Source organism: Hyphomicrobium zavarzinii ATCC 27496 (assembly GCF_000383415.1).
GTDB classification, from domain to species: Bacteria; Pseudomonadota; Alphaproteobacteria; order Rhizobiales; family Hyphomicrobiaceae; genus Hyphomicrobium_C; species Hyphomicrobium_C zavarzinii.
In genome coordinates, this window is the sequence record NZ_KB911257.1 from 108,074 (window position 1) to 132,345 (window position 24,272).

Below are 24,272 nucleotides of genomic sequence, written 5' to 3' on the forward strand. Positions count from 1 at the left end.
AGAGGGGCAAATGCTTGCGCGAACTAGCGGAGCGCGTCAGGTGCGCCAGGGGTGCTCCGGAAGATCGGAAACGCCGACCACCTTCACGCCAGCCGCAGCCACCTGGTGATCGTTCTCGACGGAGCTGCCGGAAACGCCGATGGCGCCAACAAGCACGCCTTCCTTGTCCACGATCGGCAATCCGCCGGGGAACGTGATGAGGCCATCGTTCGAATGCTCGATGCCGTACAGCGAGCCGCCGGGCTGCGAGAGCTTGCCGATCTGGCCCGTCGGCATACCGAAGAACACCGCTGTCTTCGCCTTCTTGATTGCGATATCGATGGAGCCGACCCAGGCGTCGTCCATGCGATAAAACGCCTTCAAATTGGCGCCGCTATCGACAACTGCGATGCACATCTTGGTTTTGGTCTTCTCCGCCTCCTTGCGGGCGGCGTCGATGATTTTTTGAGCGTCGTCGATCGTTACGTGCATGGGTCCTGTCCTCCACAACGCGCGAGCCGTGCGCGGGACCGTCATATCACTATGATCGGCACCAATTTCAATGGCTCGGCAAATTAACCCTAGTCGGCCCGGCGCAGATCAGCGCCCGACGCAAAACCGTCGAACTCCTCTCGTGTTCCGCGAAAGACGTTGAGGTCGATATCTCCCGAAACGCCGGGGCGCCTGCCGCGATTGTGGTATTGCCAGATCACCCACTGGCTTCTCCGAAACAGCGGCGGGACGACGAGGCTACGCGCCCAGAAGCGCTCCTTCTCCAGCACTCCCGACAACATGGCGCCGTCGTACTCGGCCGTCGTATAGACGAGAGGGCGGCGCCCGTAGTGCCGTTCGAGCATGTCGATAAAATCCGTCAGCTCGGCCGCGTGATCCTCGATGGTCGCGCTCCACGTGCAGGGGCCCATGTGCTCGGCATCGACGACCGGCGGCAGCGCCTTCGGGTCCTTTGGAACCGTATCGATGAAGTTTTTCGCCTGCTCCGCGGCCGAGCGGCAGAGTGTAAAGAAATGATAGGCGCCGCGCGGCACGCCAGCACGGTCCGCCTCGCTCCAGTTGCGCGCAAAGCTCTTATCGCGAAAGGTCTCGCCCTCCGTCGCCTTGATGTAGGCGAAGCCGATGCCGCTCGATGCGAGCGCCTGCCAGTCGATCTCGCCCTGATGGTTGGAGACATCCACGCCGGTGACGGGATACCACCAGGATGCGGGTTCGAAATGCGGATAGAGAAGCGGAGCCGTCGCCGCGGCCAGCGCGGCAACGAGCCCCGTTCCCAGTATCGCGAGAAGACTTCGCCTCAAACGCCGGGACACGCTTACTTCCCGTCTGCGGCCTTTTCAGTGCCAAGCTTGTAGAGGTTGGAGAGCAGGGCCTCGAAGCCGCCCGCACCGGCACCCGTGTGCAGGTCGATGCGGCCGACCTTCTCGACGAGCTTCTCCAATGCTTCCAGCTCCTTCAAGCGCAGCAGGAGCGGATTGTTCTCCATCAGCTTGGAGGTGTTGAGCAGCGAACGGGTGGCGGCCGTCTCTTCCTGGCGGCGGATGATGTTGGCCTTGGCGACACGCTCGGCCTCCACGACCTTGTTCAGAAGATCGCGCACATCACCCGGCAGGATCACGTCCTTCACGCCGATCTCGCCAATCTCCGCGCCCAACTGACCGGCACGATTGGTCACGTAGGCGCGGACTTCGTTATCGATGGTGTGGCGAGCCGCCAGAATGTCGTCCAGCGTGCGCGTGGCCACGGCCTCGCGGATCGCGAACTGGATCAGGCGATAGAGCGTGGCGTTGACGTCCGTCGCCGCGGACGCGGCCTTCTCCGGATCCACGATGCGCGCGAACGCCGTCAGCGTCACGCGGATGCCCACGCGATCCTTGGTCAGGATCTCCTGCGCCGTCACCTCGAGCGGCTGCGGACGCAGGTCCATCGATACGATGCGCACGGTTCTGCCCACCGACCAGAACGCGTGGCGGCCGGGAGCCAGGCGCTCGGTCAGCACGCCGTCCACGACCAGAAGGCCAGCGTGGTTCGCCTCGATCACCGTCTCGACGATCGCGCCGCCGGAGCGGGCGGTATCCAGCTTATCGAGGTGCCGCTTGTCGACACGCAGCGAGCCGGCCGTATCGACAAGCTCGACGTCGATGGCCGTCAGCGTCTTCCAGAACGCGCGTGTGCTGTTCGGCAGCACCAAATGCTTGGCGTCGCCGTCCATCGAGACGATGGCGACCTCGGTCGGGCCGGGCTGAACGATGACGAAGTTCTCGGTCGCGATGTCCGGCTCGGTCTTGGCGAGCAAGAGCGCCCGCTCGGGCGCGATCTCGGCCCGCAGAACCTTGACGGTCTCGATCGTGAGCTGACCGAAGGGATCGAACTCCATGAACCGGCCCGGCGGCAGCAGCTTCTCGAAGCGGCCGTCGCGGCGAAGAAAAGCGCGCTCGTCGTCCTTCACGACAGCCGTGGTCCAAAAACGCAGGCGGGACATGGGGTACTCCAGAAACGTGAGGGCCCTTGCGGGCGAGTGAGGGATGTGAACGAAAAGAAACGTGTACGTCTAATGCAAATCGGCTGGCTGGTTACCGTTGTGTATTCAGACCGCCGACCGTTGTCCCACGACGATGTCGCGGACTCCAGCTTGAGCTACGGGGCGTCGGCCTTTCGCCTTCCGCGCGGCCCCGCTTTTCCCCGAAGGGATTGCGAAAAACCTGCGGATGGCTCCGGCTCTGCCCCGAAGCGGTATCCGCTGGAGCGCGGAGCGCATCGGCGCCTGCCTTCCGCCTCCCTCGCTCAGCCGGAGCCTTGCGAGAGAAACATGGGCCGGAACAACGGCCGGCTGCCCGGATGAGATCGCTGAAAGGCGATTTGGCATGGGAGTCGAACCCACGACAGCAAGATCCCTAATCTTGTGCTCTACCCACTGAGCTAGCCGTTTGGAGAAGCTAAAGAGAATCGAACTCCCGACCTCCCGGCTCAAAGCCGGGCGCTCTACCACTGAGCTACAGCCTCGTTTTTTTCCCGAAAGACGCGGAACACGCCGCCGCAGGGCGGAGCGCGCCAGCCGGATCTCAACGAGTCCGGACACGTGGCGCCACATCAGGAGATGGTGAGTAAACAGCCGAATTTGGCGAAATTCCACTTCGTCTGCCCGAAACCTGCGTTCATCGTTACGGAGAAGCCACCCCTCTTCACCTGCGTTAATCGGGGAGGGCCGGACGCGTTGCACTTTCAAGCGGGACGGGCTACCCCCCTAAGTAGGACGTGGTCCGACGGTACGAGGGAAAAACTCCAGATCCGCGATCCGAGGCTTTCTCGGCTGGGGCGTCACGCGTGAAACAGCGGATGGGGGAGGCAGGCGGCAGCTTGGCCGCCTCGCCGCGCCCGGACAAGCCAGACGCGGCTTCTTCGCGTCAACGGGGTTTCGCAATGTCACGATTGAGCCTGCCACTCTCCGCCTTGAAGACCAGCTACGACGTGATCGTGGTGGGCTCGGGCTATGGCGGTGGCGTCACCGCCTCCCGCCTTTCGCGCGCCGGAAAGCGCGTCGCGGTGATCGAGCGCGGCCGGGAAATTCTGACGGGAGAGTTCCCTCAGAAATTTTCCGAGCTCAAGAACGAGTTCCAGGTTACGGGCAAGAGCTTCCGCACAGGATCCGACCAGGCGATCTACGATGTGCGCCTCGGGAAGGACATGCACGTGCTGGTGGCGTGCGGTCTCGGCGGAGGCTCACTCGTCAACGCGGGCGTGTCGCTCGTTCCGGATCGCCGCGTGTTCACCGACGAGATGTGGCCGGGTCAGATGGCGCAGGACGGGCTGATCGACGAAGGCTATCGCCGCGCCCAGCAATGGCTGCGTCCCGCTTCCGATCCCCGGGCGCGGGAGATGACGAAATTCAAGGTGCTCGAGCAGGCGGGGAAGGCTATCGACGCCAACCCCGTGGCATCCCCTATCGCCGTCAGCTTTGCCGATACCGTGAACCCGGCAGGCGTAGCGCAGGCGGCGTGCACGCGATGCGGCGATTGCTGCGCGGGGTGCAACGTGGGCGCCAAGAACACCGTCGCGCTCACCTATCTTCCCGATGCCGTGCGTTACGGCGCCGAGGTGTTCACCGGCCTCAAGGTCGATACGGTTCGCAAGACTACGGACGGCACCTGGCGAGTGACGGCGCGGGCCGTGGGGCCGGACCGCAGCCGGCCGGAGACCGTCATCGAAGCCCCCGTCGTGGTATTGGCCGCAGGCACCCTCGGCTCCACCGAGATCCTGCTGCGCTCGCGCGAGGCGGGGCTCGCGCTTTCCGAGCGTCTGGGGCAACGCTTCTCCGCCAATGGCGATATCATCGCCTTCGGCTACGGCGCAAAAACGCCCGTCAACGGCGTGGGTGTCGGGCACCCCTCGAAGGTCGACGGGCTCGAAATCGGGGCCGCCGTCTCCGGCCAGATCGAGATCCGCGATGCGGACACGCTCGCCAACGAGCTCAACGTGCAGGAAGGCGCGCTGCCCTCCGCCTTCGCCTCCGTGCTGCCGGTGCTGTTCCTGCCGAACGGACGGCTGCTCGGCGCGCTGTCGAGCCTCGTCAACGGCGTCTACAAAGGCCCGTTCGCGAGCCTCCAGACTTTCTTCGCCGTCTCGCACGACAGCGCCTCCGGCCGCTTCTCGCTCGAGGACAATCAGCTCGCGCTCGCCTGGCCAGATGCCAAGGACGAGCCGGTCTATGCCAAGCTCGATGCCATCCTGTCCAAGCTCGTGACCGCGAGCGGCGGCTCATACGTCAAGAACCCGCTGGCGGGAACCGTCATGGGCCATCAACCCGCCACCGCGCATCCGCTCGGTGGCTGCGGCATGGGGCGTGAGCGGAGCGACGGCGTGGTCGATCACAAATGCCGCGTGTTCTCGGGTGCCGCCGGCGCGGGCGAGACCGGCATTCACGAAGGGCTTTACGTCATCGACGGCGCGGTGATCCCGCGCTCGCTCGGCGTCAATCCCTTGCTCACCATCACGGCGATCGCCGAGCGGGCCATGCTGCACTTTGCACAGGACCACGGTCTCAGGTACACAACGGCACCGGTCACCGAGCCGGTGCTCACCGCTTCCAGCCCGGGCTACGTTGCCGCCCCGGCCTGAACCGAGATCCAATGCGCATCGAATATCACCGCACCCTGATCGCCGATCACGTCCGCAATCAGGCCTTCCACGACGCCCTCTCCCGCGTGATCAAGACGGGGGAGACCGTGGTTGCAGACATCGGCGCGGGCACGGGCCTCATCGGCCTCATGGCCGCGAAGCTCGGCGCGCGCGAGGTCATTCTCTACGAGGCCGCCGAGGTGGCCGGGGTCGCGGCCGCCACTATCAAGGCCAACCGCGCCAGAGCCTGCCATCTGATGCCCTGCCATTCGACGGAGATGGAGGATCCCCCGCGTGTCGACGTCGTCGTTTCCGAGACGCTCGGCAACTACGCGTTCGAGGAGAACATCATCGACACGCTGGCGGACGCGCGCAAACGGCACATGAAGGATGGCGGCGTGATCATCCCTGCGCGCATTCGCCAATTCGTTGCGCCCGTGATCTCGGACCGCATTCATCGCGAGCTCATCGTGTGGAACGACGTTGGCTTCGGCCTCGACCTCTCGGTCGCGCGGCAGATGAGCCTCAACAACGTCTATGTGCGAAGCTTGACGCCCGACGAGCTGCTGGACGGCGGCCGCGGCGCCAAGGTCTGGGATACGGTTACGCTCGGCTCCGATACGCGGGCGAGCCGCAAGGGCGAAGCGTCCTTCAAGGTGGAGACGGACGAGACCGTCTACGGCTTCGCATACTGGTGGGATGCCGAGCTGATCGAAGGCGTCACTCTTTCGACGGCACCCGATGCGCCGCGCACGCATTGGGAGCAGCTCTATTTTCCGCTGGAGAAGCCGATGGCGCTCGCGGCGGGAGAAAGCGTGCTGGCGACGCTGAGGTCGCGCTCGTCGGAGGAAGCGGGAACGCATCTCGCGTGGACCGCGGTTCACTTCGACCGGGACGGAGCGTCCAAGGCCAAGCAGGCGATGGATCTCGACAAGGGCTGGATTCCCTAGCTCTGCGGCAGGCGCGCCCCGCGATGACGCAGGCTTCAGTCCTCGTCGTGGCCGACCTGCTCGTGCAGGCACACCACACCATTGATCATGATGCTGGTGGCCAGCGTCTCACGGCGCAGCGCGCCTGCGAGCGGCCGTGACGATATCGGCTCGGCGCCGACATCGTTAGCCGGCGCAAAGGTGAAAGCGACGGACGCGGGATCGTATCCGCCGACGGCAGGCGGAGCCTGACGCCGAGAGGAAGACGCGCGCGCCGGGATCAGCTCGGCGCGCGGATCGAAGGTTCTCACGAACTGCGCGATGCGAGGCGCGATCTCGGCGCGGAAGCGCGAGCCGTTGAAGATGCCATAGTGACCGACGCCCGCGCACTCGACGTGCAGCTTTCGTTCGTCCGGCAGGCCGCTGCAGAGCGCGTGGGCGGCGCGGCACTGGCCGAGCCCCGTGATATCGTCCTTCTCGCCTTCGATGGTCATCAAAGCGGTGCGGTGGATCTTGCCCGGATCGACGCGGCGGCCGCGGCTCGTCATCTCACCCTTGGGCAGGGTATGACGCACGAACACGTTGTCGATGGTGTCGAGATAGAACTCGGACGTCAGGTCCATGACGGCGAGATATTCGTCATAGAACTCGCGATGCTTCTCCGCCGAGTCGCCATCGCCGCGAATGAGGTGGAGAAACAGCTCCTTGTGCGCATTGGCGTGGCGGTCGAGGTTCATCGACATGAAGCCGGAGAGCTGCAGGAAGCCCGGATAGACGCTGCGTCCCGCTCCCTTATAGGGCCACGGCACCGCCGTGATGACATGGCTCTCGAACCATTTGACGCCGTGCTCCACCGCAACACGATTGACGGCCGTGGGGCTGACTCGCGTGTCTATGGGTCCGCCGGCGAGGATCATGCTCAGCGGCACGCTCGGATCGCCATCCTCCTCCATGAGAGAGACGGCGGCCATCACGGGAACAGCGGGCTGGCAGACCGCGAACACGTGCACGTCACCCTTGAACAGGGTGAGCATCTCGCGAACGTAGTCGATGTAATCATCGAGCGCGAACCGGCCGGCCTGGAGCGGCACGCTGCGCGCGTCCTGCCAATCGGTGATGTAGACCTCATGGCTCGGCAGCAGCGCTTCGACCGTGCCGCGCAGCAGCGTGGCAAAGTGGCCCGACATGGGGGCCACCAGCAGAACACGCGGATCCTGCGCGCGCTCCGCCATCGGCAGATCGCGGTGGAAATGGATCAGCTTACAAAAAGGGCGGTCCCAAACGACCTCCTCTCTCACCGCAACGCGGCGATTGCCGATCTCGGTCGAGGCGAGCCCGAAGATGGGCTTGTCGTAACGGCGCGTCGTGCGCTCGAACACTTCGCAAGCGGCTGCCGCGTGGCGGCCGACGGGCGTATGCTTCAAGGGATTGAATGGGCTTTCGACGATGTAGCGGACAGACTCAGCGACTGCGCGCGCCGGCTTCAGAGCGGCATGGCTCATCTCATAGAGGTGATAAAGCACAGTCGATTCCCCGCTCTCGTGTGCGCCCGAAGTGCCGCGGGCCCGCCGCAACGTGATCGCCCTTGCTGTACGTCAGGCAGCGATCGCCGAACGGCCCCGATGCGCGGCGGATAGCCGCGAGACACGAACGTTGTTGATTTTTTGCTCGTCCCCCATTGCCGAGGATGCACTGATTCGAGCGGTTTACCTAGGTACGTCACCCGCTTGCAGGGGAAGCGGCAACTTTCGACAGCTCGTCTGCGAGTTTTTCCGCGTCGACGCTGTGCGGGAAGTGCTTCACGAACTCGCCGTTCGCGTCCATCAGGTACATGAACGAGCTGTGATCAACGCTGTATTCTCCGGGCCTCTCGGCGTCCGGCACCTTCTTCGCGTAGACGCGGTAAGCCTTCGTCACGCCCGCGATGTCCTCAGGCGTCCCGGAGAGCGCAACGATGTTCGCATGGAAGCTCGCGACGTACTTTCCGAGCAGCTCGGGGGTATCGCGCTCAGGATCGACGGTGACGAAAATCGGCGTGAGGCCCTTGGCCTTGTCGCCCATCCGGTCCAGTGCCGCCGCGATCACCTGCAGGCCTGCAGGGCATACGTCGGGACAGTTGGTGAAGCCGAAATAGACGAGCATCGGCCGGCCGCGGAAATCCTCGTCGGTCACGCGTTTGCCGGTGGCATCGAGCAGACTGAACGGACCGCCAATGAGCGCCTTGCCCGACGTCTGAGTGCCCACGCCGGGCGTGCCGGGCAGCGTGACCAGCAGAACGGCCGTCGCGACACCCGCCGCGAGACCGAGCAGCAAGGCGAGGAACAGCGTTCGGCGCGAGGCGCCGACGCGGGCCGGCTTCGTTTCATTCGTTTTCTTCGTCATCGGAGCCTCTCGCTCATTCACCCATGTGCACCAGCGTTCCGGCGTTGCGGGCACTCTCGATCAAATACCGGAACAGCGCGACGCCGGCGGCAAGGTACACGAGGTTCAGAAGAAAAGCCCAGAGCATAAGGTCGCCCCGGAACTCCCCATGCAACACGATCGCGCGCAGGCCCTCGAATACATAAGTCGGCGGCAGCGCCCACGAGAACGGCTGAAGCCAGACGGGCAGCGTCGTCACGGGATAGTAAACGCAGGAAAGAGGCATCATAAGAAAGGTCATGAGCCAAGCGATATTCTCGGCGCCCAGACCGTAGCGCAGCACCGCGCCTGTCGACACCAGGCCGAACGACCAGCTCGTGATGACGAGGTTGGCGAAGAAGGCCGCGAGAGGCAGGCCGATGCTGAAGAGGCTGTAGTCGAACATCAGGTAGGCGATCACGACCACAGGGATCATCGAGACGGCGAGCTTGATCAGGCTCACCATGACGAGGCTCGCGATCAGCTCATAGGAGCGCAACGGGCTCATCATGAGATGTCCGAGATTGCGCGCCCACACCTCCTCCAGAAAGGCCATGGCGAAGCCGAGCTGGCTGCGAGCGAGGATATCCCACAGCAGCACGCCGCCGACGAACAGCCCGGCAGCGGCCGCCGCGAGGCTAGTGGTCTGCGCCAGATGAAGCTGCACGAATCCCCAGGTGAGCATCTGCACGAGGGGCCAGAACACCATTTCCAGGGCACGGGGGCCGGACGACCGCAGCAAATACCAATGGCGCAGCACCATGGCGTGGATCCTGCGGACAGTCGCGGCAGCGCCGGTCTGCGGCTCGAGCAAACGGGAGGTCATGAGCGCGTCTCCGCGTCGTGCCGTCCGCCGCGGCGCGCGATGTCGAGAAAAACCTCCTCCAGCGTTTCGCGGCCGAAGCGCTGGACGAGCGTGGCGGGCGTCTCGTCGGCGACGATACGCCCCCTGTCGAGCATGATGACGCGATCGGCCATGCGCTCGACCTCGCCCATGTTGTGGGAGGCGAGCAGGATGGTGGCGCCGGTCTCGCGCCGATAATCCTCGAGGCGCGAGCGCACCCAATCGGCGGTGTCGGGATCGAGCGAGGCCGTCGGCTCGTCGAGCAGCAACAACTCCGGCACGTTGAGGAGCGCCTTGGCAAGGCTGACGCGCGTCTTCTGTCCGGCGGACAGCTTTCCGTAGGGGCGGTGAAGGAACTCGTCGAGCCTCAAGCTGGCGGACAGCTCGCGGATGCGCGCCTCGAAGCCGATCACACCGTAGAGGCGGGCGAAGATCGAGAGGTTCTGATGCACGGTAAGGCGCATCGGCACATCCGAATAGGGGCTTTCGAAATTCATGCGGTGCAGCACGCGATGGCGGGCGGTGCTCATGTCGGCGCCGAACACCTCGGCCACGCCGGAGGTCGGAATGATGAGGCCCATCAGCATCGAGATGGTGGTGGTCTTGCCCGCACCGTTGCCGCCGAGAAGCGCCGTGACGGTGCCTTTCTCGAGCGTGAAGCTTATGCCATCCACGGCCACCACATCGCCGTAGGCCTTGCGAAGGTCGCGAACGACCACCGGCGGGCCGGCGCGGTTTTCACCGTCAACCCCGCGCTTTACCGTGTCCAGCATTGGTGACGTCCACTCGAGCAGGGTTTTGCCAGGCCGCGGCTTCGCTTTTCGCGACACGAGGGCGGCGTTTTCCTCCCCCTATCTGGCGCAGGCATCGCCCGCTTGCAAGCCGTGCCGGAGCGTGATCATTTTTGGTTGAATTGGGGTCCGACCCCATATTTTTGACAAGGCCATCTTTCGGACGGATAGGGTTCGAAACGATCATGGTCTAGGTTATTTGGCGAGACCGATGATTCACGTTTCGGACAGATAGGGTCCGAAACGATCATGGTCTAGGTTATTTGGCGAGACCGATGATTCACGTTTCGGACAGATAGGGTCCGAAACGATCATGGTCTGGAATCCGGGCTTAAGTCAGCCTCACAACGTAAAGCAGTCCGTCCGTGGCAGGAAACCTACCTAAAAACGTCGAACCCAGGCTCTCCTTCGACGGAGACAGCCAGCTCAGGCTGCACACCATCGTCCGCTTGAGGTGGGTCGGTGTCATTGGCCAGATCCTCGCCTTGAGCGTCGTGTATTTCTGGCTGGGTTTCGATCTTCCGGCCGGTCCCTGCCTCATCGTGATCGCGGTCTCGGCGTGGGTGAATGTCTTCCTCGCCATCCGCTATCCGGCGCGCCACCGGCTCTCTGTGAACTTCGCGACAGCGCTGCTCGCCTACGACATCATCCAGCTCGCCTCGCTCCTCTATCTTACAGGTGGAATCGACAACCCCTTCACGATGCTGATCGTGGCGCCCGTCACGGTATCGGCTGCCACCCTGCCGCTCGTTCATACGATCGGCCTCGGCGTGCTCGCGCTCGGCTGCACATGGGTTCTGGCCTTTCACGCCATGCCGCTACCCTGGTACGTGGAGCCGCCTCTCGCCCTGCCCATCCTTTACAAGATCGGCATCCTGTTCGCCGTCGCCGCCTCCATGCCGTTCCTGGCTCTCTACGTCTGGCGGCTGACGAAAGAGGGCCGGCAGATGTCGACCGCGCTCGCCGCAACCGAGCTCGTGCTGTCGCGGGAGCAGAAGCTGCATGCGCTGGACGGGCTCGCCGCGGCGGCGGCCCACGAGCTCGGAACGCCGCTTTCGACGATCACGCTCGTGACCAACGAGCTGGCGCGCCAGATGGACGACACGAACCCTTACCGGGAAGACATCCTGCTGCTGCGCAGCCAGGCCCAGCGCTGCCGCGAGATCCTGCAAAAGCTCACCCGCCATCCGCCGGACGAGGACCCGCTGCACGCCACGCTGACCGTGAAGGAAATGCTGCACGAGGTGGCAGAGCCCTACATGGGCGGGCGCGTTGCGATCCAGATCCGCGCCACGCCCTCCTCGTCCGCAGCAGGTCCCGAGGCCCGCCAGCCAACAAGCCTGCGCCGGCCGGGCGTCATCTACGGCCTTGGCAATATTATCGAAAACGCTGCCGACTACGCAGGCTCGAGAGTGGAGGTCAACGCCGAGTGGGACGGCCAGAACGTGGTCGTCGTGATCGCGGACGACGGCCCCGGCTTCAAGCCCGAGGTGATCGACAACCTCGGCGAGCCTTACGTCACCACGCGCACGGCAGGGCAAAAGGGGAAGAGCGGGGGCAAGGTGTCCGGCCTCGGTCTCGGCTTCTTCATCGCCAAGACGCTGCTCGAGCGGTCTGGCGCCCGGTTCAGCTTCGATAACCGGCCCGCCCCCGAGCATGGCGCCGTCGTGCGCATCGTCTGGCCCCGCGCCGCGTTCGAGGCGGAGCTCGAAGGGCGCGAAAATCATGTTGCATTGCCATCCCGGCGACGCGAGCCGCCGAGCCCGGGCGACCCCATTTCGGACGCCATTTAAGAGCTTCGGCGCCGATTGTCGTCCAATTGCACCCTGTACGGCGCGAAATCTGCCGGCTGTTCACCATAAACAGCGCGAAAGATCTCGCGGATTAGGCATGCTCGATATTGCATCTGCCCCTAAGGCATCCGATCCTTTAGCATTGGATCACTTGGGTAATTGATTCATCAGTTGTGCTACTTTTCCGGAACGAGCCGGTCTTCAATTCTGGCCCCCCATGCATGGCATGGCTGAGCCACGCTGCCGGGATAGGTCTCTTTCGGAAAATGCTTTAGCGAAGCGTACTCTGATCATATAAAGCCAAAAAAGCGGGAGACGCGCGGTGGTGACTGAAGATCTATCATTTCGGCAGGACGAGCTGCCTGAGGACCGTTCGCTGATCATCGTGGACGACGACCGTCCGTTCCTGCAGCGGCTGGCCCGCGCCATGGAGCTACGCGGGTTCGAGGTTCGCAGCGCCCACTCGGTGGCCGAAGGCATCGATCTCATCAAAGCCCAGGCCCCGGCGTTTGCCGTGGTGGACATGCGGCTCGAGGATGGCAACGGCCTCGACGTGATCGCCGAGCTGACCCGCGCCCGCCCCGATGCCCGCATCATCGTTCTCACCGGCTACGGCAACATCGCAACCGCTGTCTCGGCCGTGAAGCTCGGCGCCGTCGACTATCTCGCCAAGCCTGCCGACGCTGACGACGTGACGGACGCGCTTCTTGCGCCCCATAACGCGAAGGCTGCGCCCCCCGAGAACCCGATGTCGGCGGATCGCGTCCGCTGGGAGCACATTCAGCGCGTCTACGAGCTGTGCAACCGCAACGTCTCCGAGACAGCGCGGCGCCTCAACATGCACCGCCGTACCCTCCAGCGCATCCTTGCCAAGCGCGCCCCGAAGTAGGATCGGCTTTCGCTCTCAAACGTCGCCTATCCCGCGCCCTACGGCTGCGGGCAGCGTAGGGTCGAGCAGCACCGACAAACGCGACGCCGATGCGCGAGCCAGGCGCAAGGTCATGGCCTTGCGCTTCGGAGCGGGAAGGCGCAAGTCGGGCGCGGGCCGGATCACCTCTCCGCCGTAGCGATCGGCCACGATAAGGCCGGTCTCACCCGGCAGCACGTCGAGTGGAAAATCCGGCATCACGGCGAAGAAAAGCCGATCCGAGAACTCCCGATACTCGGGCCATTTGTGGTCGGAGCGGAAATCCTCGATCGAGGACTTGATCTCCACAATCCATATTGTGCCATCGGGCGCGAGGCCCACGACATCGGCTCGCCGCCCGTTCGGCAACGGCAGCTCTGAAATTGCCGCAAGTCCGTGGGCCGCGAGAACCCGCACCACGCCGCGGCAGATCTCGCGTGCCACCAAAGATTGCGGCCCACCGAGGCCGATGCGGGGAATATCCGGCAGGGCTTCTGCGTTCTCCACACTGTCCTCGACGCCGGTCATTGATCTGCCATTTGGGACTGACACCACTTTGCCCTGAAGTTGACCCAACCCTGATCTCAACTGTCTCAGCCCCGTAAGACTACCGCATCGCAGCCTCGCCCGGCTATCCGCTTCGCTCTTTCGTTTCGCGTGGCATCGGATAACCGGCTTTCACGTTCGGCAAGCGCATCAGCCACCCGGATTACCTCGAACCGCGATCTCAGGACCCCGAGAGGCTTTCATCCCCATGTTCTTCAAGCGGCTCACGAAGACGAAATCAGCTCCGGCCCCCTTGCAGCCGGCCGAAGACACGGCGAGACCCGATGACGCGATCCCCGTCCCCGCCCTTCAAGCGAACAGCGGACCGCAACCGCTTGGCGCGAGCGACCTGCGCCGGACTGTCGACAGCAAATCGCTCGGTTTCAAGACAACGGCGGACCTCGAGCCCGCCGAGGGGCTGATCGGCCAGGATCGCGCGCTCAAAGCGCTCGATTTCGGCCTCCGCATCCGCGCGCGGGACTTCAACATTTTCGTGCTGGGGCCGCCCGCGTCCGGCAAGAGCACAGCCGTCCGCGCACATCTCGCGAAAGTTGCAGCCGCCTCGGCCACGCCGTCTGACTGGATCTACGTCAACAACTTCGATGATCCGCGCCGCCCGCGCGCGATCGAGCTTCCGGCGGGACGCGCGAAGGCGCTGAGCAAGGGCATGCTCGCCGCGCTCCACGAGCTGGCCGCGACGCTGCCAGCCGCATTCGACGCCGAGGACTATCGCGCACGCCGCCGCGCCATCGACGAGGAGTTCCGCGGCTCCCACGAAGACGCCCTCGACGCGGTCTACGCCAAGGCCGCGCAGCAGAACATCGCCGTTCTGCGCACGCCTCTCGGCTTCGGCATGGCGCCGATGCACGAAGGCAAGGTGGTGAAATCGGAAGTGTTCAACCAGCTTCCCGAATCCATGCGGCGCGACGTGGAGACCCGCATCACGTCCCTGCAGGCCGAACTCGAACGCATTCTCTCGAGCGCGCCCAAGGCCGACAAGCGCAGGCGCGAGCAGCTTGCCGAGCTCAACGAGGAAGTTGCCCGCCACGCCATCGAGGATGCGCTGGACGAACTCAGCGCCAGTTTCTCCGACGTCGCCGAGGTGGCGAAGTTCCTGGCGGATGCCGAAGACGACATGATCGCGAACGCGGCGCGCTTCGCTACGCCTGCGACGGAAGCGGAGCGGACGCCGGCCGCCCTCGCGGAAGATCCGCGCTTCCGCCGTTACATGATCAACGTGATGGTCTCCCACGAAAGCGATACGGGCGCGCCCGTGCGTGAGGAGATGTCCCCGACGACGGGCTCGCTTTCCGGATACGTGGAGCCCGCCCCGCAGTCCGCCGCACAGCGCGCCGACTTTCTCGCGATCCGCCCCGGTGCCTTGCATGGCGCCAACGGCGGCGCGCTCATACTCGATGCGCGGCGGATCACATCCTCCACGGCCGTCTGGGAGGCGCTGAAACGCGCGCTCAAGAGCGGCGAGATCCGCATCGATGCCGCGTCCGGCGTGCCCGGTGCCGCGGCGTCTCTTGATCCCGACCCCATTCCGCTCGCGATCAAGGTCGTGCTGCTGGGCGACGCCGATCTCTTCTATCGCCTGCGGCAGGACGATCCCGACTTCGCGGGCCTCTTCAAAGTCCAGGCGGACTTCGACGAGACCATCGACCGCAACAAGGACAACGACGCGGCGTATGCGCGCCTCGTCGCGTCCATCGTCAAGCGTCACGAGCTGAAGCCGGTGGATGCGGCGGGCGTAGCGCGGCTGATCGAGGAAGCCGCGCGGATCGCGGAGGACAGCGAGAAGCTCTCCATCGAGGTCGGCTTGATCGCCGATATCGTGCGGGAGGCCGACTACTGGTCCGACAGCGCGGACCACAAGGTGACGAAGGCCGAGGATGTCGCCCGCGCGATCGAGGAGCGCACGCGGCGCGCCGACCGCGCCCGCGACGACGTGCAAGAGTCCGTCGAGCGCGGCATCATGCTGGTGGATACGAAGGGCTCGAAGGTTGGCCAGATCAACGGCCTCTCGCTCGTACAAAAGGGCGGCTTCAGCTTCGGGCGTCCGGCGCGCATCACGGCGCGCGTGCATCTGGGGCAGGGCCGCGTGACCGACATCGAGCGCGAGGTTCAACTCGGCGGCCCGCTGCATTCCAAGGGCGTCATGATCCTATGGGGCTATCTCGCGGGACGGTATGCGCAGGACGTGCCGCTCGCGCTCGCGGCCACGCTGGTGTTCGAACAGTCCTACGGCACCGTCGAGGGCGACAGCGCGTCCTCGGCCGAGCTGTTCGCGCTTCTCTCCGCGCTTTCGGATGCTCCCGTCCGCCAGGACCTGGCCGTGACCGGCTCCGTCAACCAGTGGGGCGAGGTGCAGGCCGTCGGCGGCGTCAACGAGAAGATCGAGGGCTTCTTCGACGTGTGCTCGGCGCGCGGCATCACGGGAACGCAAGGCGTCATCATTCCGCACGCCAACCGCCAGCACCTGATGCTGCGGGAGGACGTGGTGAAGGCGGTGAAGGACGGGCGCTTTTCCATCTACGCCATCAAGACGGCAGACGAGGGACTTGCGCTGCTCACCGGGCTCGAGGCCGGGCAGAAGGGGGCGGACGGCCGCTTCGGCGCGGAGACCGTGAACGGGCGCATCGAGGCGCGGCTGCGCACCTTCGCCGAGCGCGCCCGATCATTCTCCATCGAAGGATCGAAGCCGGCGTCATGATCACCCACGTCGCACAGGCTGACGAGCAGCGCGGGCGGGTCGTACTCTGGCTCGGCGCGTCGGGAGAACCGCAGGATACTGCGGTCGAGGCGGCTCTCTGTCTCGCGCAGGCCTTCCAATCGGAAATCGAAAGCCTCTTCATCGAGGACCGTCAGCTTTTCGATCTCGCCGAGTTGCCGTTCGCCCGTGAAATCTCTCTTTCGGGGCGGCGCTCGCGGGTGCTTTCCGCGAACGATCTCGCGCGGGATATACAGTCCCATGCTTCGGCTGTTCAGCGCCGCGTGATGGCGCGGGCGCGGGCGGCGGACGTCACCGCGAAGACGCGCGTGGTGCGCGCCGAGCCGGTCACAGCGCTCGCGCAGGCGTGCGCTGAGAACGGCCCCTGGAACGTGGTGACTGTCGGCTCGCCGATCCGTCGCGGAGTGGAGACGGGCCTCGCGGAGCTTTTCGAGGCCGTTCACGCCACCACGGGCATCGTCGTTGCTGGCCCCAAGGCCCGGCGCACGCATGGGCCGGTGATCGCGGTGGTCGAGGAGCTCGAGCGCGTGGTCCCGATGATGCGCGCGGCCGAGCGCATCGCCACGGCCACCGGCGGCGATACGCGGATCTGGCTGCTCGTCCACGATCAAAGCCACCAAGACTGGATCGAAGGGCAGATCCGTCTCGCACTCGGCGCCTATGCCGCCATCAAGCTTGAGGTGGTGGACATGACCACCCGCAGCGCCCAGGACGTGGCCCGCATGATGCAGCGCGAAGGGGCGGGGTTCGTGATCGCCCGCTTCGGCGGCCGGCTCGCGCCAGAAGAGGCGGACGTGGTGCCGCTGGCGGAGACGCTGGAAGGCCCGCTCTTCCTCGTGCGCTGATTTTCCCCAGAGACCGTGACCGCGGAAGGCTTGTTCGGCTGCCGGCCTGGCTTTACTAGCTCCCTAACGGACCGATCCCTAGGGGTGGGCGGGCGCGATGCCGCGAGAGGATCTATGACCTGGTTGGAGACGCTTTTCGGACCCGCCGGCTCCTATGCCGTCCAGGTGCTCAAGATCATCGGCATCGACATCGTCCTCGCCGGCGACAACGCGGTGGTCATCGCGCTTGCCTGCCGCACGCTTCCCGCCAACAAGCGAACGCTCGGCATTCTGCTCGGCGCGGGCACCGCGGTGGTGCTGCGGATCATCTTCACGCTCGTCGTGCAACAACTGCTCGACATCAGCCTGCTTAAGCTGCTTGGCGGGCTCCTGCTGATCTGGATCGCTGTCAAGCTGGTGACGGCGGAGGAGCCGGACGAGCATTCCATCAAAAGCGGGACCAGCCTCTGGGAAGCGGTTCGCATCATTGCCATCGCCGACATGGTGATGAGCCTCGACAACGTGCTCGCCATCGCAGCGGCGGCCCACGGGGATGCGTTCCTGATCATCATGGGCCTCACCGTGTCCATCCCGCTGGTGGTGGGCGGCGCGACGATCATCACCCAGCTTCTCGTGCGCTATCCCATCCTCATCTGGGCGGGCGCCGCTCTGCTCGGCTGGGTCGCCGGAGAATTGATCGCCACCGAACCTATGCTGCACGCGCACGTCGCGTCGCTCGCGGATACGCTGGGGCTCACGGCGAAGCATCTTGCACGCGCCTTCGAGGTGATCGGCGCGCTTCTCGTGATCGCGATCGGCTATTCCATGCGACGGCTGGCCGATGCCGGTAAGAGCGCTTGAGTAGGGGCTGACATGCCTGAGCTGCCAGAGGTCGAGACGGTCCGCTTGGGATTGGAGCCGGTGCTCGTGGGCGGCACGTTCTCGAGTGTCACGACCAATCGCGCCGATCTGCGGTTTCCCTTTCCTCCGAATTTCAGCCGCCGCCTCCGCGGCGCGCGGGTCACGGAGCTCGAGCGGCGCGCGAAATATCTGATCGCCCATCTCTCGACGGGCGAGGCGCTCGTCATGCACCTCGGCATGACGGGACGCTTTCACGTCCATCGCGCGGGGGCGGCACGGGCGCAGCTTCTCGGCGAGTACGAAAACTCGGTCCCGGCCGACGACAAGCATTTGCACGCCCTGTTCGAGATGGCGGGGGGAGCCAAGGTCGCCTACTTCGATCCGCGCCGGTTCGGCTACATGCTGCTGATCCCCGAGACCGAGCTTCCCGACCACGCACTGATGCGGGGCCTTGGCGTCGAGCCGCTGACGGAGGCGCTCAATGCGGCTTACCTGGCGAACCGAGCGGCGGGACGGAAAAGCGATCTCAAGGCATTTCTGCTTGATCAGAGGATCGTAGCGGGGCTCGGCAACATCTACGTGTGCGAAGCGCTGTTCCGAGCCGGGCTCAAACCCAGCCGCCGCGCCTCGATCCTCGCGGGACGTGGCGGACGGCCGACCGAGCACGCGATGCGGCTGGTGGCGGAGATCAAGGCCGTTCTCGCCGAAGCGGTGGCGGCAGGGGGCTCGACATTGCGCGACTATCGTCACGCGGATGGCGCAAGCGGGAGCTTCCAGAGCGCCTTTCAAGTTTACGGGCGCGAGGGTGAGCCTTGCGTGAGGCCGGGGTGCCGGGGCACTGTTCAACGCAGCATCCAAGGCGGGCGGTCGAGCTTCTACTGTCCGGTATGTCAGCGCTGAACGCGGGAGAGGTGCATCATGGCCTATGAGACGATCCTGGTGGAAACGCGGGGGCGTGTGGGCCTCATCACCCTCAACCGTCCCCAGCAGTTAAACGCGCTCAACGACCAGCTCATCGGCGAGCTCAATCTGGCGCTCGATGGTTTCGAGGCGGACGAGACGGTCGGCGCGATCGTGGTCACCGGATCGGAGAAGGCGTTTGCCGCTGGTGCCGACATCAAGGAGATGCAGTCCAAGACCTACATCGAGGCCTACAAGTCGGATTTCATCGCGAGCTGGGAGCGCATCACGCGCTGCCGCAAGCCCGTGATCGCGGCGGTTGCGGGCTTCGCGCTCGGCGGCGGGTGCGAGCTTGCCATGAGTTGCGACCTGATCATCGCCGCCGACACCGCCAAGTTCGGCCAGCCCGAGATCAAGCTCGGCATCATGCCGGGCGCGGGCGGCTCGCAGCGTCTGATCCGCGCGGTGGGGAAGGCGAAGGCCATGGAGATGTGCCTCACGGGCCGGATGATGGACGCGGCCGAAGCCGAGCGGTCCGGGCTCGTCGCGCGGATCGTTCCGGCGCAGGATCTGCTGGCGGACGTGCTGAAGACGGCCGAGACGATCGCATCGAACTCGCTTCCGGCGGTGATGATGACCAAGGATTGCGTCAACCGCGCTTACGAGATGACGCTACAGGAAGGCATCCGCTACGAGCGGCGCACGTTCCACGCTCTGTTCGCGACGCATGATCAGAAAGAAGGAATGACCGCGTTCATCGAGAAGCGGCGCGCGCAATTCAAGAACGAGTAACGCGCGTCTGCGTCACCGCCGACATCACGCAAAGCGCGACGATGGCGAAGCCGCCCCAGAGGAACACCTCGTTGGCGGCCCAATCGCCCTTGGCGGTGTCGAGCTTGCCTCCACCGATCAGGTAGACGAGGCCGCCGGCCGCCGCCGAACCGTGGATCAGGGTGAGGATGAGGGGCGGAACCGGTAGGTTTCTGATACGGCCCAAGCGGTAGCCGTAGATGCCGAGGCAGGCGGCAAAAAGCACAGCGCCCGATCCATACTGGAACGCGTGGCGCCAGGTTACGTCGGACAGCGAGTAGACGGCGAACAGCGCGGAGGCGCCCCAGGCGTAGACCAGCGCAGCCAGCCAGACGTTGCAGCGGAGCGCTTCCTTGATGCTGGCAAAAGCATCCTTCGGAGCGGAGAGCTTGGCAGTGCGCGACCAGAGCGGCGCATTGATGCCAAGGCCCGTGCCCACAACCAGCGCGACCAGCAGACCGGCCGCGATCGCAGGCAGGAACTTGTCACCGCGCCCGGCGCCGAGCACCATCATCGTCGTGCTCAACGCAGACGCCAGCAACAGCCACGGAAGCAGTGGCCGAAGAGAGATTCCCGGAGCGTAAGGCCCGCCGTGCTGATCGATGCTCATGCGAGCATCTTAACTATGGGGAATTCTTCTTAGCGTCAATCAACGCGTGGGCAGAAATGACCGCCAAGGCCAAGGCACCAAACAGAAAAATGCCGTTGCCAGCCCAATCCGCGTCGCCGGTGTGGAGAAATTCCTTGTCGGGATCGATGGCGAGCCCGGTCAGGGTCACGATCATGCCCGCCAACTGGCCGATGCCGAGATAGCGCCCGAGGCGCAGGAGCGTCGCGTCGTCATGTCCGCGGGCGGCATCCTTCGCGAGGAGCGCCGAGAAGCCGAGGCAGAGCACGCCGGCTCCGGCGAAGGCCGCGGAGAAATGCGGCCATTCACGCCAGGAGAGCACGAGCACGTAGACGAGAACGAGCGCGGCGGCGCCCCACAGCCAGACGAGGCCCATGTAACGGGCCGTCACGCTCTCGATCCTGCTCGGCGCGGCGGCGGAGCGAACGAGCCCGCGGCGCTCACTGATGGCGGCGAGGGCGAGCAGCAGCGTTGGGAAAGCGGCGGAGGCGAGCAATCCGAGCGGCTCTCCGGCCACCGCGGAGAAATAGACGCCAGCGAGCCCGAGACCCAAGACCAGCGCCCAGCCGATGATGGAAAAAGCGGTCATTTCAGCATGTTCCTCCCGTTCCCCAGCGCACACGGTTGCTCTTACAGCACCTTTTGCGGGGTCTGGGAAGGCAGCCCAATTCCTTACGGCGCAGCGATCGCGGGACGTGCCTTGGCGTCAGACGGCGCCGAGGCTCCAGGCGAGAATGGCCTTCTGGGCGTGCAGGCGGTTCTCGGCCTCGTCGAACACCACCGACTGCGGGCCTTCGAGCACGCTCTCCGTGACCTCGTTGCCGCGATAGGCAGGAAGGCAATGCATGAAGATGGCGCCCTTGTTGGCCTTGGCCATCAGCGCATCGTCGACCGCGTAGGGCTTCAGGAGCTGCTTTCTGCGCGCGCCATCGGTCTGACCCATGGAGACCCAGGTGTCGGTCACGATGCAATCGACACCACGCACGGCCTTCACCGGATCCGTCATGATGGTGACGTCGGCCTTCTCGCGGCGGACCCAATCGACCACGTCGTCGGTGGGGCGCAGGGCCTCGGGGCAGGCCACGCGAAGCTCGAAGCCGAAGCGGGCGGCGGCATGCATCCACGAGACGGCGACGTTGTTGCCGTCTCCGACCCAGGCGACGGAGCGGCCCTTGATGGGTCCCACCCGCTCCTCGAAGGTCATCACATCCGCCATGATCTGGCAGGGGTGAGACTTGTCGGTGAGGCCGTTGATCACGGGGACGGTGGCGTACTTCGCGAGATCCAGCAGCGTCTGGTGCGAGTTGGCGCGGATCATGATGGCGTCCGCGTAGCGCGACAGCACGCGCGCGGTATCGGAGATGCTCTCGCCGCGGCCAAGCTGGAGGTCGCCCTGGTTGAGCATGATGGTCTGGCCGCCGAGCTGGCGCATGGCCACATCGAACGACACGCGCGTGCGGGTGGACGGCTTCTCGAAGATGAGGACCAGAACGTCGTCCTCGATGCCCTTGGGGCGCAGCTTCGCAGGCACCCGCTTGCCCGCCGCTTTCATGGCATGGGCGGCATCGATGATGCGCCGGAGCGTCTTCGTATCGATCTCGTCGAGATCCAGGAAATGTCGAATAGCGGGTGCTTTGGCCATGGCGCTTCGGCCGGCTCCAGATCCGGGGTTGGCTATCGGGTTTGAGATTTCGAGACGTGCGTGAGCGCGCGCGACAGGCGTTCGATGCCTTCGCCGATCTCCTGCTCGTCGACCGTGAGCGGCGGGAGCAAGCGCACGACGTTGTCGCCCGCGCCGACAACGAGCAGCTTCTCGGAGAGCGCCGCCGCCACCACATCCGGGGGCGCGGCGTTGACCTTGATGCCGGCGAGGAGACCTTGCCCGCGCACCTCGGTGACGAGCGAGGGGAACTGGTCCTGAATGCGGGCGAGGCTCTGGCGCAGGCGCAGCGCTTTCTGCTGCACACCTTCGAGGAAACCCGGCTCGAGCACGACGTCGAGAACCGCGCTGCCGACCGCCGTTGCCAGCGGATTGCCGCCGAACGTCGAGCCGTGCGTGCCGGCCGTCAGGCCCGATGCGGCGCGCTCCGTCGCGAGCACGGCGCCGAGCGGGAAGCCGCCGCCGATGCCCTTCGCAATTGCCATGATGTCCGGAGTGATGCCGGACCATTCGTATGAGAAGAGCTTGCCCGAGCGGCCGACGCCGGTCTGCACCTCATCGAAAACGAGGAGGATGCCGGCCTCGTCGCAGAGCGCGCGCAGGCCGCGCAGATAGTCGGCCGCGCCAACATGCACGCCGCCTTCGCCCTGCACGGGCTCGATCATGACGGCCGCCGTCTCCGGGCCAATGGCCTGGCGGACAGCTTCGAGATCCCCGAACGGCACATGGTCGAAACCGGGGGCCTCGGGACCGAAGCCTTCGAGATATTTCGGGTTTCCGGCGGCGGCGAGCGTGGCCAGGGTGCGGCCATGGAAGGCGCCCTGAGCCGTTATGATGCGCCAGCGCTCCGGATTCCCGGCCACATAATGATAGCGGCGCGCAGCCTTGATGGCCCCTTCGCACGCCTCGGCGCCCGAGTTGCAGAAAAAGACCTTATCCGCGAACGTGACCTCCACCAGCCGCCCGGCGAGCTTTTCCTGGCCGGCGACGCGGTAGAGATTGGATGTATGCCAAAGCTGGCCCGCCTGCTCGGTAAGCGCGGCGACGAGGCGCGGATGCGCGTGTCCCAGGGCATTAACGGCAACGCCCGAGCCGAAATCCAGATAGCGCTCGCCGGCATCTGTCTCCAGCCACGAACCCTCACCGCGAGCGAACACGATATTCTGGCGCGCGTACGTGCTCATGACCGCAGGCGACGGGCCCTTCGAAGCGCCCGTGTTTGCCGAGGTCGAGGCTGTGAGGGGTTTGGACATCTCGCCCATTCCGCTCCCCCAAAATGACGAAAGCCGCCCTCCCGGCGGCCACGCGAAGGAGGCGTGATACGCGCAAGGGGCCCGCCTGTCAACGAAAGCAATTGCAGATGCTCTGCGAGAACGGCGTGCAGCCAAATCTGCCACCCGACTACAACGCCCCGGTGGCGACGCTGGCCTAGACGAAGCGAGAAGGAGGGGTTGCAGCGGGAATTAATTACGGGGAAAGCCGCGCCAGTGCCGAGCTTTCGGGGTCCCGCGACTCAATCTGTGGCGAACGCGCCACTCGTCCCCTGTCAATGCCCGATGTTCATGCAGCGTCTGCTTGTACAAGAAAATCAAGTTATTGTAGGTTAACAGGGTCCAGACACGACATGTCGCGTTGTAGTGCGGCTGTCCCCGAGTCCCCCGTCTGGCGTGCGTTCGGACCTTGTATCTGCGCGGCCCTCGCCCCGCTGGTCCGCTCTAGTTCCTGCGTCATCATCAGTTCGCGTTGCGAGCAGTCGTGGTTCTGCTCACGTTTGGCGTGTGTTCAACGCTATCCGTGGCCAGTTTCCGCCCCTTTGCTTGCGCGCCTGCCTGTCTGGGTTCTTGGCCCGGAAGGCGCATGCTTTGAGGAGCACCGATTAATGGCCTGGAACGATGAACGGGTTGAGCTCTTGAAGAAGCTCTGGTCCGAAGGGCTCTCCGCAAGCCAAATCGCCGGACGCCTCGGCGGTGTGACACGCAATGCCGTGATCGGCAAGGTTCATCGGCTCGGACTTTCGGGGCGCGCGACCACCTCGCGCATGAAATCGCATCGTCCGCGCGCCCGCGCCGCGGCCGCCGCCACCGCCCGCCGGATGCAGCAGAAGACCCGCTTCGCGCCCCAGGGCAACCCCGCGCTCCGCGCGCTCTATCAGCCGGAGGCCGAGCCGTTCACTCCGTCCGTCGAGGAGCTCGTCATTCCGCTCAAGGAGCGCCGCACGATCCAGACGCTCACCGAATGCAGCTGCCGCTGGCCGATCGGCGATCCGCAGTCCGCCGACTTCCACTTCTGCGGCAAGAACAAGGTGACCGGCCTGCCCTATTGCGAATTCCACGCCCGCCGCGCGTTCCAGCCGCCGCAGCCGCGCCGCCGCGAGCGCGAGATCTCCGAGCCGCGCATTCCCGCGCTGGCGCGCGCCGGTTCCGACAAGGAGTCGGCCGACGTCTGATCCGACGAAGGGGACAGAGGGCTTATCAGTTTTTGCGGGGGGAAGAGGTCGGGCGCGCCGGGGGGTGCGTCCGACCTTTACTTTTGGGCTCTC

22 protein-coding genes and 2 tRNA genes are annotated in these 24,272 nt (G+C 65.2%); 10 read left to right on the forward strand and 14 right to left on the reverse strand.

The features are described 5' to 3' along the window. Positions 1-36: 36 nt before the first annotated feature. The 5 genes from F812_RS0108375 to F812_RS0108395 all read right to left on the reverse strand — a co-directional run bounded on the left by F812_RS0108375 (position 37) and on the right by F812_RS0108395 (position 2,994). On the reverse strand, positions 37-471 hold the full coding sequence (locus tag F812_RS0108375) for a GlcG/HbpS family heme-binding protein (RefSeq protein ID WP_020085519.1): 435 nt from the start codon (positions 469-471) through the stop codon (positions 37-39). Positions 472-560: 89 nt separating this feature from the next. Next, a complete protein-coding gene (locus F812_RS23170) occupies positions 561-1,304 on the reverse strand; it encodes a glycoside hydrolase family 25 protein (protein ID WP_083929128.1) in 744 nt (247 codons plus the stop codon). Between the two features lie 2 nt (positions 1,305-1,306). Further along, on the reverse strand, positions 1,307-2,473 hold the full coding sequence (locus F812_RS0108385) for a slipin family protein (protein WP_020085521.1): 1,167 nt from the start codon (positions 2,471-2,473) through the stop codon (positions 1,307-1,309). 378 nt (positions 2,474-2,851) lie between these two features. After that, positions 2,852-2,916, reverse strand: a tRNA-Pro gene (locus tag F812_RS0108390). Between the two features lie 3 nt (positions 2,917-2,919). After that, a tRNA-Gln gene (locus F812_RS0108395) sits at positions 2,920-2,994 on the reverse strand. Between the two features lie 417 nt (positions 2,995-3,411). Here F812_RS0108395 and F812_RS23175 point away from each other — a divergent pair. Beyond that, on the forward strand, positions 3,412-5,106 hold the full coding sequence (locus F812_RS23175; RefSeq protein ID WP_198011165.1) for a GMC family oxidoreductase N-terminal domain-containing protein: 1,695 nt from the start codon (positions 3,412-3,414) through the stop codon (positions 5,104-5,106). An 11-nt stretch (positions 5,107-5,117) separates the two neighbouring features. Further along, entirely contained in the window at positions 5,118-6,056 is a 939-nt protein-coding gene (locus F812_RS0108405) for a 50S ribosomal protein L11 methyltransferase (RefSeq protein ID WP_020085523.1), read from the forward strand. A gap of 35 nt (positions 6,057-6,091) precedes the next feature. Here the strand turns inward: F812_RS0108405 and F812_RS0108410 are convergent, their stop codons facing one another. The 4 genes from F812_RS0108410 to F812_RS0108425 all read right to left on the reverse strand — a co-directional run bounded on the left by F812_RS0108410 (position 6,092) and on the right by F812_RS0108425 (position 10,052). Next, complete coding sequence (locus F812_RS0108410; protein WP_020085524.1) at positions 6,092-7,558, reverse strand: polyhydroxyalkanoate depolymerase; 1,467 nt, start codon at positions 7,556-7,558, stop codon at positions 6,092-6,094. A 196-nt stretch (positions 7,559-7,754) separates the two neighbouring features. After that, positions 7,755-8,417, reverse strand: a complete 663-nt coding sequence (locus F812_RS0108415) for an SCO family protein (protein ID WP_020085525.1) — start codon at positions 8,415-8,417, stop codon at positions 7,755-7,757. A 13-nt stretch (positions 8,418-8,430) separates the two neighbouring features. Then, the gene (locus tag F812_RS0108420; protein WP_020085526.1) at positions 8,431-9,261 is read right to left on the reverse strand and encodes an ABC transporter permease; all 831 of its coding nucleotides are present in this window, start codon (positions 9,259-9,261) and stop codon (positions 8,431-8,433) included. Then, positions 9,258-10,052 carry an ABC transporter ATP-binding protein gene (locus tag F812_RS0108425; protein ID WP_020085527.1) on the reverse strand — a complete coding sequence of 265 codons (795 nt, stop codon included), beginning with the start codon at positions 10,050-10,052 and terminating at the stop codon, positions 9,258-9,260. Before F812_RS0108425 ends, F812_RS0108420 begins: the two co-directional genes overlap by 4 nt. A gap of 383 nt (positions 10,053-10,435) precedes the next feature. Between F812_RS0108425 and F812_RS23180 the strand changes: the two genes are divergently transcribed. Together F812_RS23180 and F812_RS0108435 are read left to right on the forward strand one after the other, a co-directional pair. Further along, entirely contained in the window at positions 10,436-11,863 is a 1,428-nt protein-coding gene (locus tag F812_RS23180) for an ActS/PrrB/RegB family redox-sensitive histidine kinase (RefSeq protein WP_156827333.1), read from the forward strand. A gap of 322 nt (positions 11,864-12,185) precedes the next feature. Beyond that, entirely contained in the window at positions 12,186-12,752 is a 567-nt protein-coding gene (locus F812_RS0108435; protein ID WP_020085529.1) for an ActR/PrrA/RegA family redox response regulator transcription factor, read from the forward strand. Between the two features lie 15 nt (positions 12,753-12,767). Here the strand turns inward: F812_RS0108435 and F812_RS0108440 are convergent, their stop codons facing one another. Then, the gene (locus tag F812_RS0108440) at positions 12,768-13,298 is read right to left on the reverse strand and encodes an MmcB family DNA repair protein (protein WP_020085530.1); all 531 of its coding nucleotides are present in this window, start codon (positions 13,296-13,298) and stop codon (positions 12,768-12,770) included. A gap of 226 nt (positions 13,299-13,524) precedes the next feature. On the opposite strand from F812_RS0108440, the gene F812_RS0108445 reads away from it, so the two are divergent. The 5 genes from F812_RS0108445 (at position 13,525) to F812_RS0108465 (ending at position 19,427) form a co-directional block, all read left to right on the forward strand. Next, positions 13,525-16,032 (forward strand): Lon protease family protein, encoded by a 2,508-nt coding sequence (locus F812_RS0108445; protein WP_020085531.1) that lies wholly within the window; start codon positions 13,525-13,527, stop codon positions 16,030-16,032. After that, the gene (locus F812_RS0108450) at positions 16,029-16,895 is read left to right on the forward strand and encodes a hypothetical protein (protein WP_020085532.1); all 867 of its coding nucleotides are present in this window, start codon (positions 16,029-16,031) and stop codon (positions 16,893-16,895) included. Before F812_RS0108445 ends, F812_RS0108450 begins: the two co-directional genes overlap by 4 nt. A gap of 114 nt (positions 16,896-17,009) precedes the next feature. Then, complete coding sequence (locus tag F812_RS0108455; protein ID WP_020085533.1) at positions 17,010-17,735, forward strand: YjbE family putative metal transport protein; 726 nt, start codon at positions 17,010-17,012, stop codon at positions 17,733-17,735. Between the two features lie 12 nt (positions 17,736-17,747). Next, entirely contained in the window at positions 17,748-18,635 is an 888-nt protein-coding gene (mutM, locus tag F812_RS0108460) for a bifunctional DNA-formamidopyrimidine glycosylase/DNA-(apurinic or apyrimidinic site) lyase (RefSeq protein ID WP_026867957.1), read from the forward strand. Between the two features lie 18 nt (positions 18,636-18,653). Beyond that, positions 18,654-19,427 (forward strand): enoyl-CoA hydratase, encoded by a 774-nt coding sequence (locus tag F812_RS0108465; protein ID WP_020085535.1) that lies wholly within the window; start codon positions 18,654-18,656, stop codon positions 19,425-19,427. Here the strand turns inward: F812_RS0108465 and F812_RS23185 are convergent. The 4 genes from F812_RS23185 to F812_RS0108485 all read right to left on the reverse strand — a co-directional run bounded on the left by F812_RS23185 (position 19,414) and on the right by F812_RS0108485 (position 22,917). Beyond that, positions 19,414-20,055 (reverse strand): hypothetical protein, encoded by a 642-nt coding sequence (locus F812_RS23185; RefSeq protein WP_020085536.1) that lies wholly within the window; start codon positions 20,053-20,055, stop codon positions 19,414-19,416. The two genes, F812_RS0108465 and F812_RS23185, sit on opposite strands and share 14 nt — an antisense overlap. A gap of 13 nt (positions 20,056-20,068) precedes the next feature. Then, on the reverse strand, positions 20,069-20,662 hold the full coding sequence (locus F812_RS0108475; RefSeq protein ID WP_020085537.1) for a hypothetical protein: 594 nt from the start codon (positions 20,660-20,662) through the stop codon (positions 20,069-20,071). 117 nt (positions 20,663-20,779) lie between these two features. Then, positions 20,780-21,715 carry an ornithine carbamoyltransferase gene (gene argF / locus F812_RS0108480; RefSeq protein ID WP_020085538.1) on the reverse strand — a complete coding sequence of 312 codons (936 nt, stop codon included), beginning with the start codon at positions 21,713-21,715 and terminating at the stop codon, positions 20,780-20,782. A 32-nt stretch (positions 21,716-21,747) separates the two neighbouring features. Then, on the reverse strand, positions 21,748-22,917 hold the full coding sequence (locus tag F812_RS0108485) for an aspartate aminotransferase family protein (RefSeq protein WP_020085539.1): 1,170 nt from the start codon (positions 22,915-22,917) through the stop codon (positions 21,748-21,750). Positions 22,918-23,612: 695 nt separating this feature from the next. Between F812_RS0108485 and F812_RS0108490 the strand changes: the two genes are divergently transcribed. Beyond that, positions 23,613-24,179: a GcrA family cell cycle regulator gene (locus F812_RS0108490; protein ID WP_020085541.1), complete on the forward strand. Its 567-nt coding sequence runs from the start codon at positions 23,613-23,615 to the stop codon at positions 24,177-24,179. Positions 24,180-24,272: the final 93 nt, after the last annotated feature.

Excerpts from the sequence above, each read along its gene's own strand:
- F812_RS0108375 (WP_020085519.1), bottom strand. The coding sequence starts at position 471 with ATGCACGTAACGATCGACGACGCTCAAAAAATCATCGACGCCGCCCGC.
- F812_RS0108385 (WP_020085521.1), bottom strand. The coding sequence starts at position 2,473 with ATGTCCCGCCTGCGTTTTTGGACCACGGCTGTCGTGAAGGACGACGAG.
- F812_RS23175 (WP_198011165.1), top strand. The coding sequence starts at position 3,412 with ATGTCACGATTGAGCCTGCCACTCTCCGCCTTGAAGACCAGCTACGAC.
- F812_RS0108405 (WP_020085523.1), top strand. The coding sequence starts at position 5,118 with ATGCGCATCGAATATCACCGCACCCTGATCGCCGATCACGTCCGCAAT.
- F812_RS0108415 (WP_020085525.1), bottom strand. The coding sequence starts at position 8,417 with ATGACGAAGAAAACGAATGAAACGAAGCCGGCCCGCGTCGGCGCCTCG.
- F812_RS0108420 (WP_020085526.1), bottom strand. The coding sequence starts at position 9,261 with ATGACCTCCCGTTTGCTCGAGCCGCAGACCGGCGCTGCCGCGACTGTC.
- F812_RS0108425 (WP_020085527.1), bottom strand. The coding sequence starts at position 10,052 with ATGCTGGACACGGTAAAGCGCGGGGTTGACGGTGAAAACCGCGCCGGC.
- F812_RS0108440 (WP_020085530.1), bottom strand. The coding sequence starts at position 13,298 with ATGACCGGCGTCGAGGACAGTGTGGAGAACGCAGAAGCCCTGCCGGAT.
- F812_RS0108445 (WP_020085531.1), top strand. The coding sequence starts at position 13,525 with ATGTTCTTCAAGCGGCTCACGAAGACGAAATCAGCTCCGGCCCCCTTG.
- F812_RS0108450 (WP_020085532.1), top strand. The coding sequence starts at position 16,029 with ATGATCACCCACGTCGCACAGGCTGACGAGCAGCGCGGGCGGGTCGTA.
- F812_RS0108455 (WP_020085533.1), top strand. The coding sequence starts at position 17,010 with ATGACCTGGTTGGAGACGCTTTTCGGACCCGCCGGCTCCTATGCCGTC.
- mutM (WP_026867957.1), top strand. The coding sequence starts at position 17,748 with ATGCCTGAGCTGCCAGAGGTCGAGACGGTCCGCTTGGGATTGGAGCCG.
- F812_RS0108465 (WP_020085535.1), top strand. The coding sequence starts at position 18,654 with ATGGCCTATGAGACGATCCTGGTGGAAACGCGGGGGCGTGTGGGCCTC.
- F812_RS23185 (WP_020085536.1), bottom strand. The coding sequence starts at position 20,055 with ATGAGCATCGATCAGCACGGCGGGCCTTACGCTCCGGGAATCTCTCTT.
- F812_RS0108475 (WP_020085537.1), bottom strand. The coding sequence starts at position 20,662 with ATGACCGCTTTTTCCATCATCGGCTGGGCGCTGGTCTTGGGTCTCGGG.
- argF (WP_020085538.1), bottom strand. The coding sequence starts at position 21,715 with ATGGCCAAAGCACCCGCTATTCGACATTTCCTGGATCTCGACGAGATC.
- F812_RS0108485 (WP_020085539.1), bottom strand. The coding sequence starts at position 22,917 with ATGAGCACGTACGCGCGCCAGAATATCGTGTTCGCTCGCGGTGAGGGT.
- F812_RS0108490 (WP_020085541.1), top strand. The coding sequence starts at position 23,613 with ATGGCCTGGAACGATGAACGGGTTGAGCTCTTGAAGAAGCTCTGGTCC.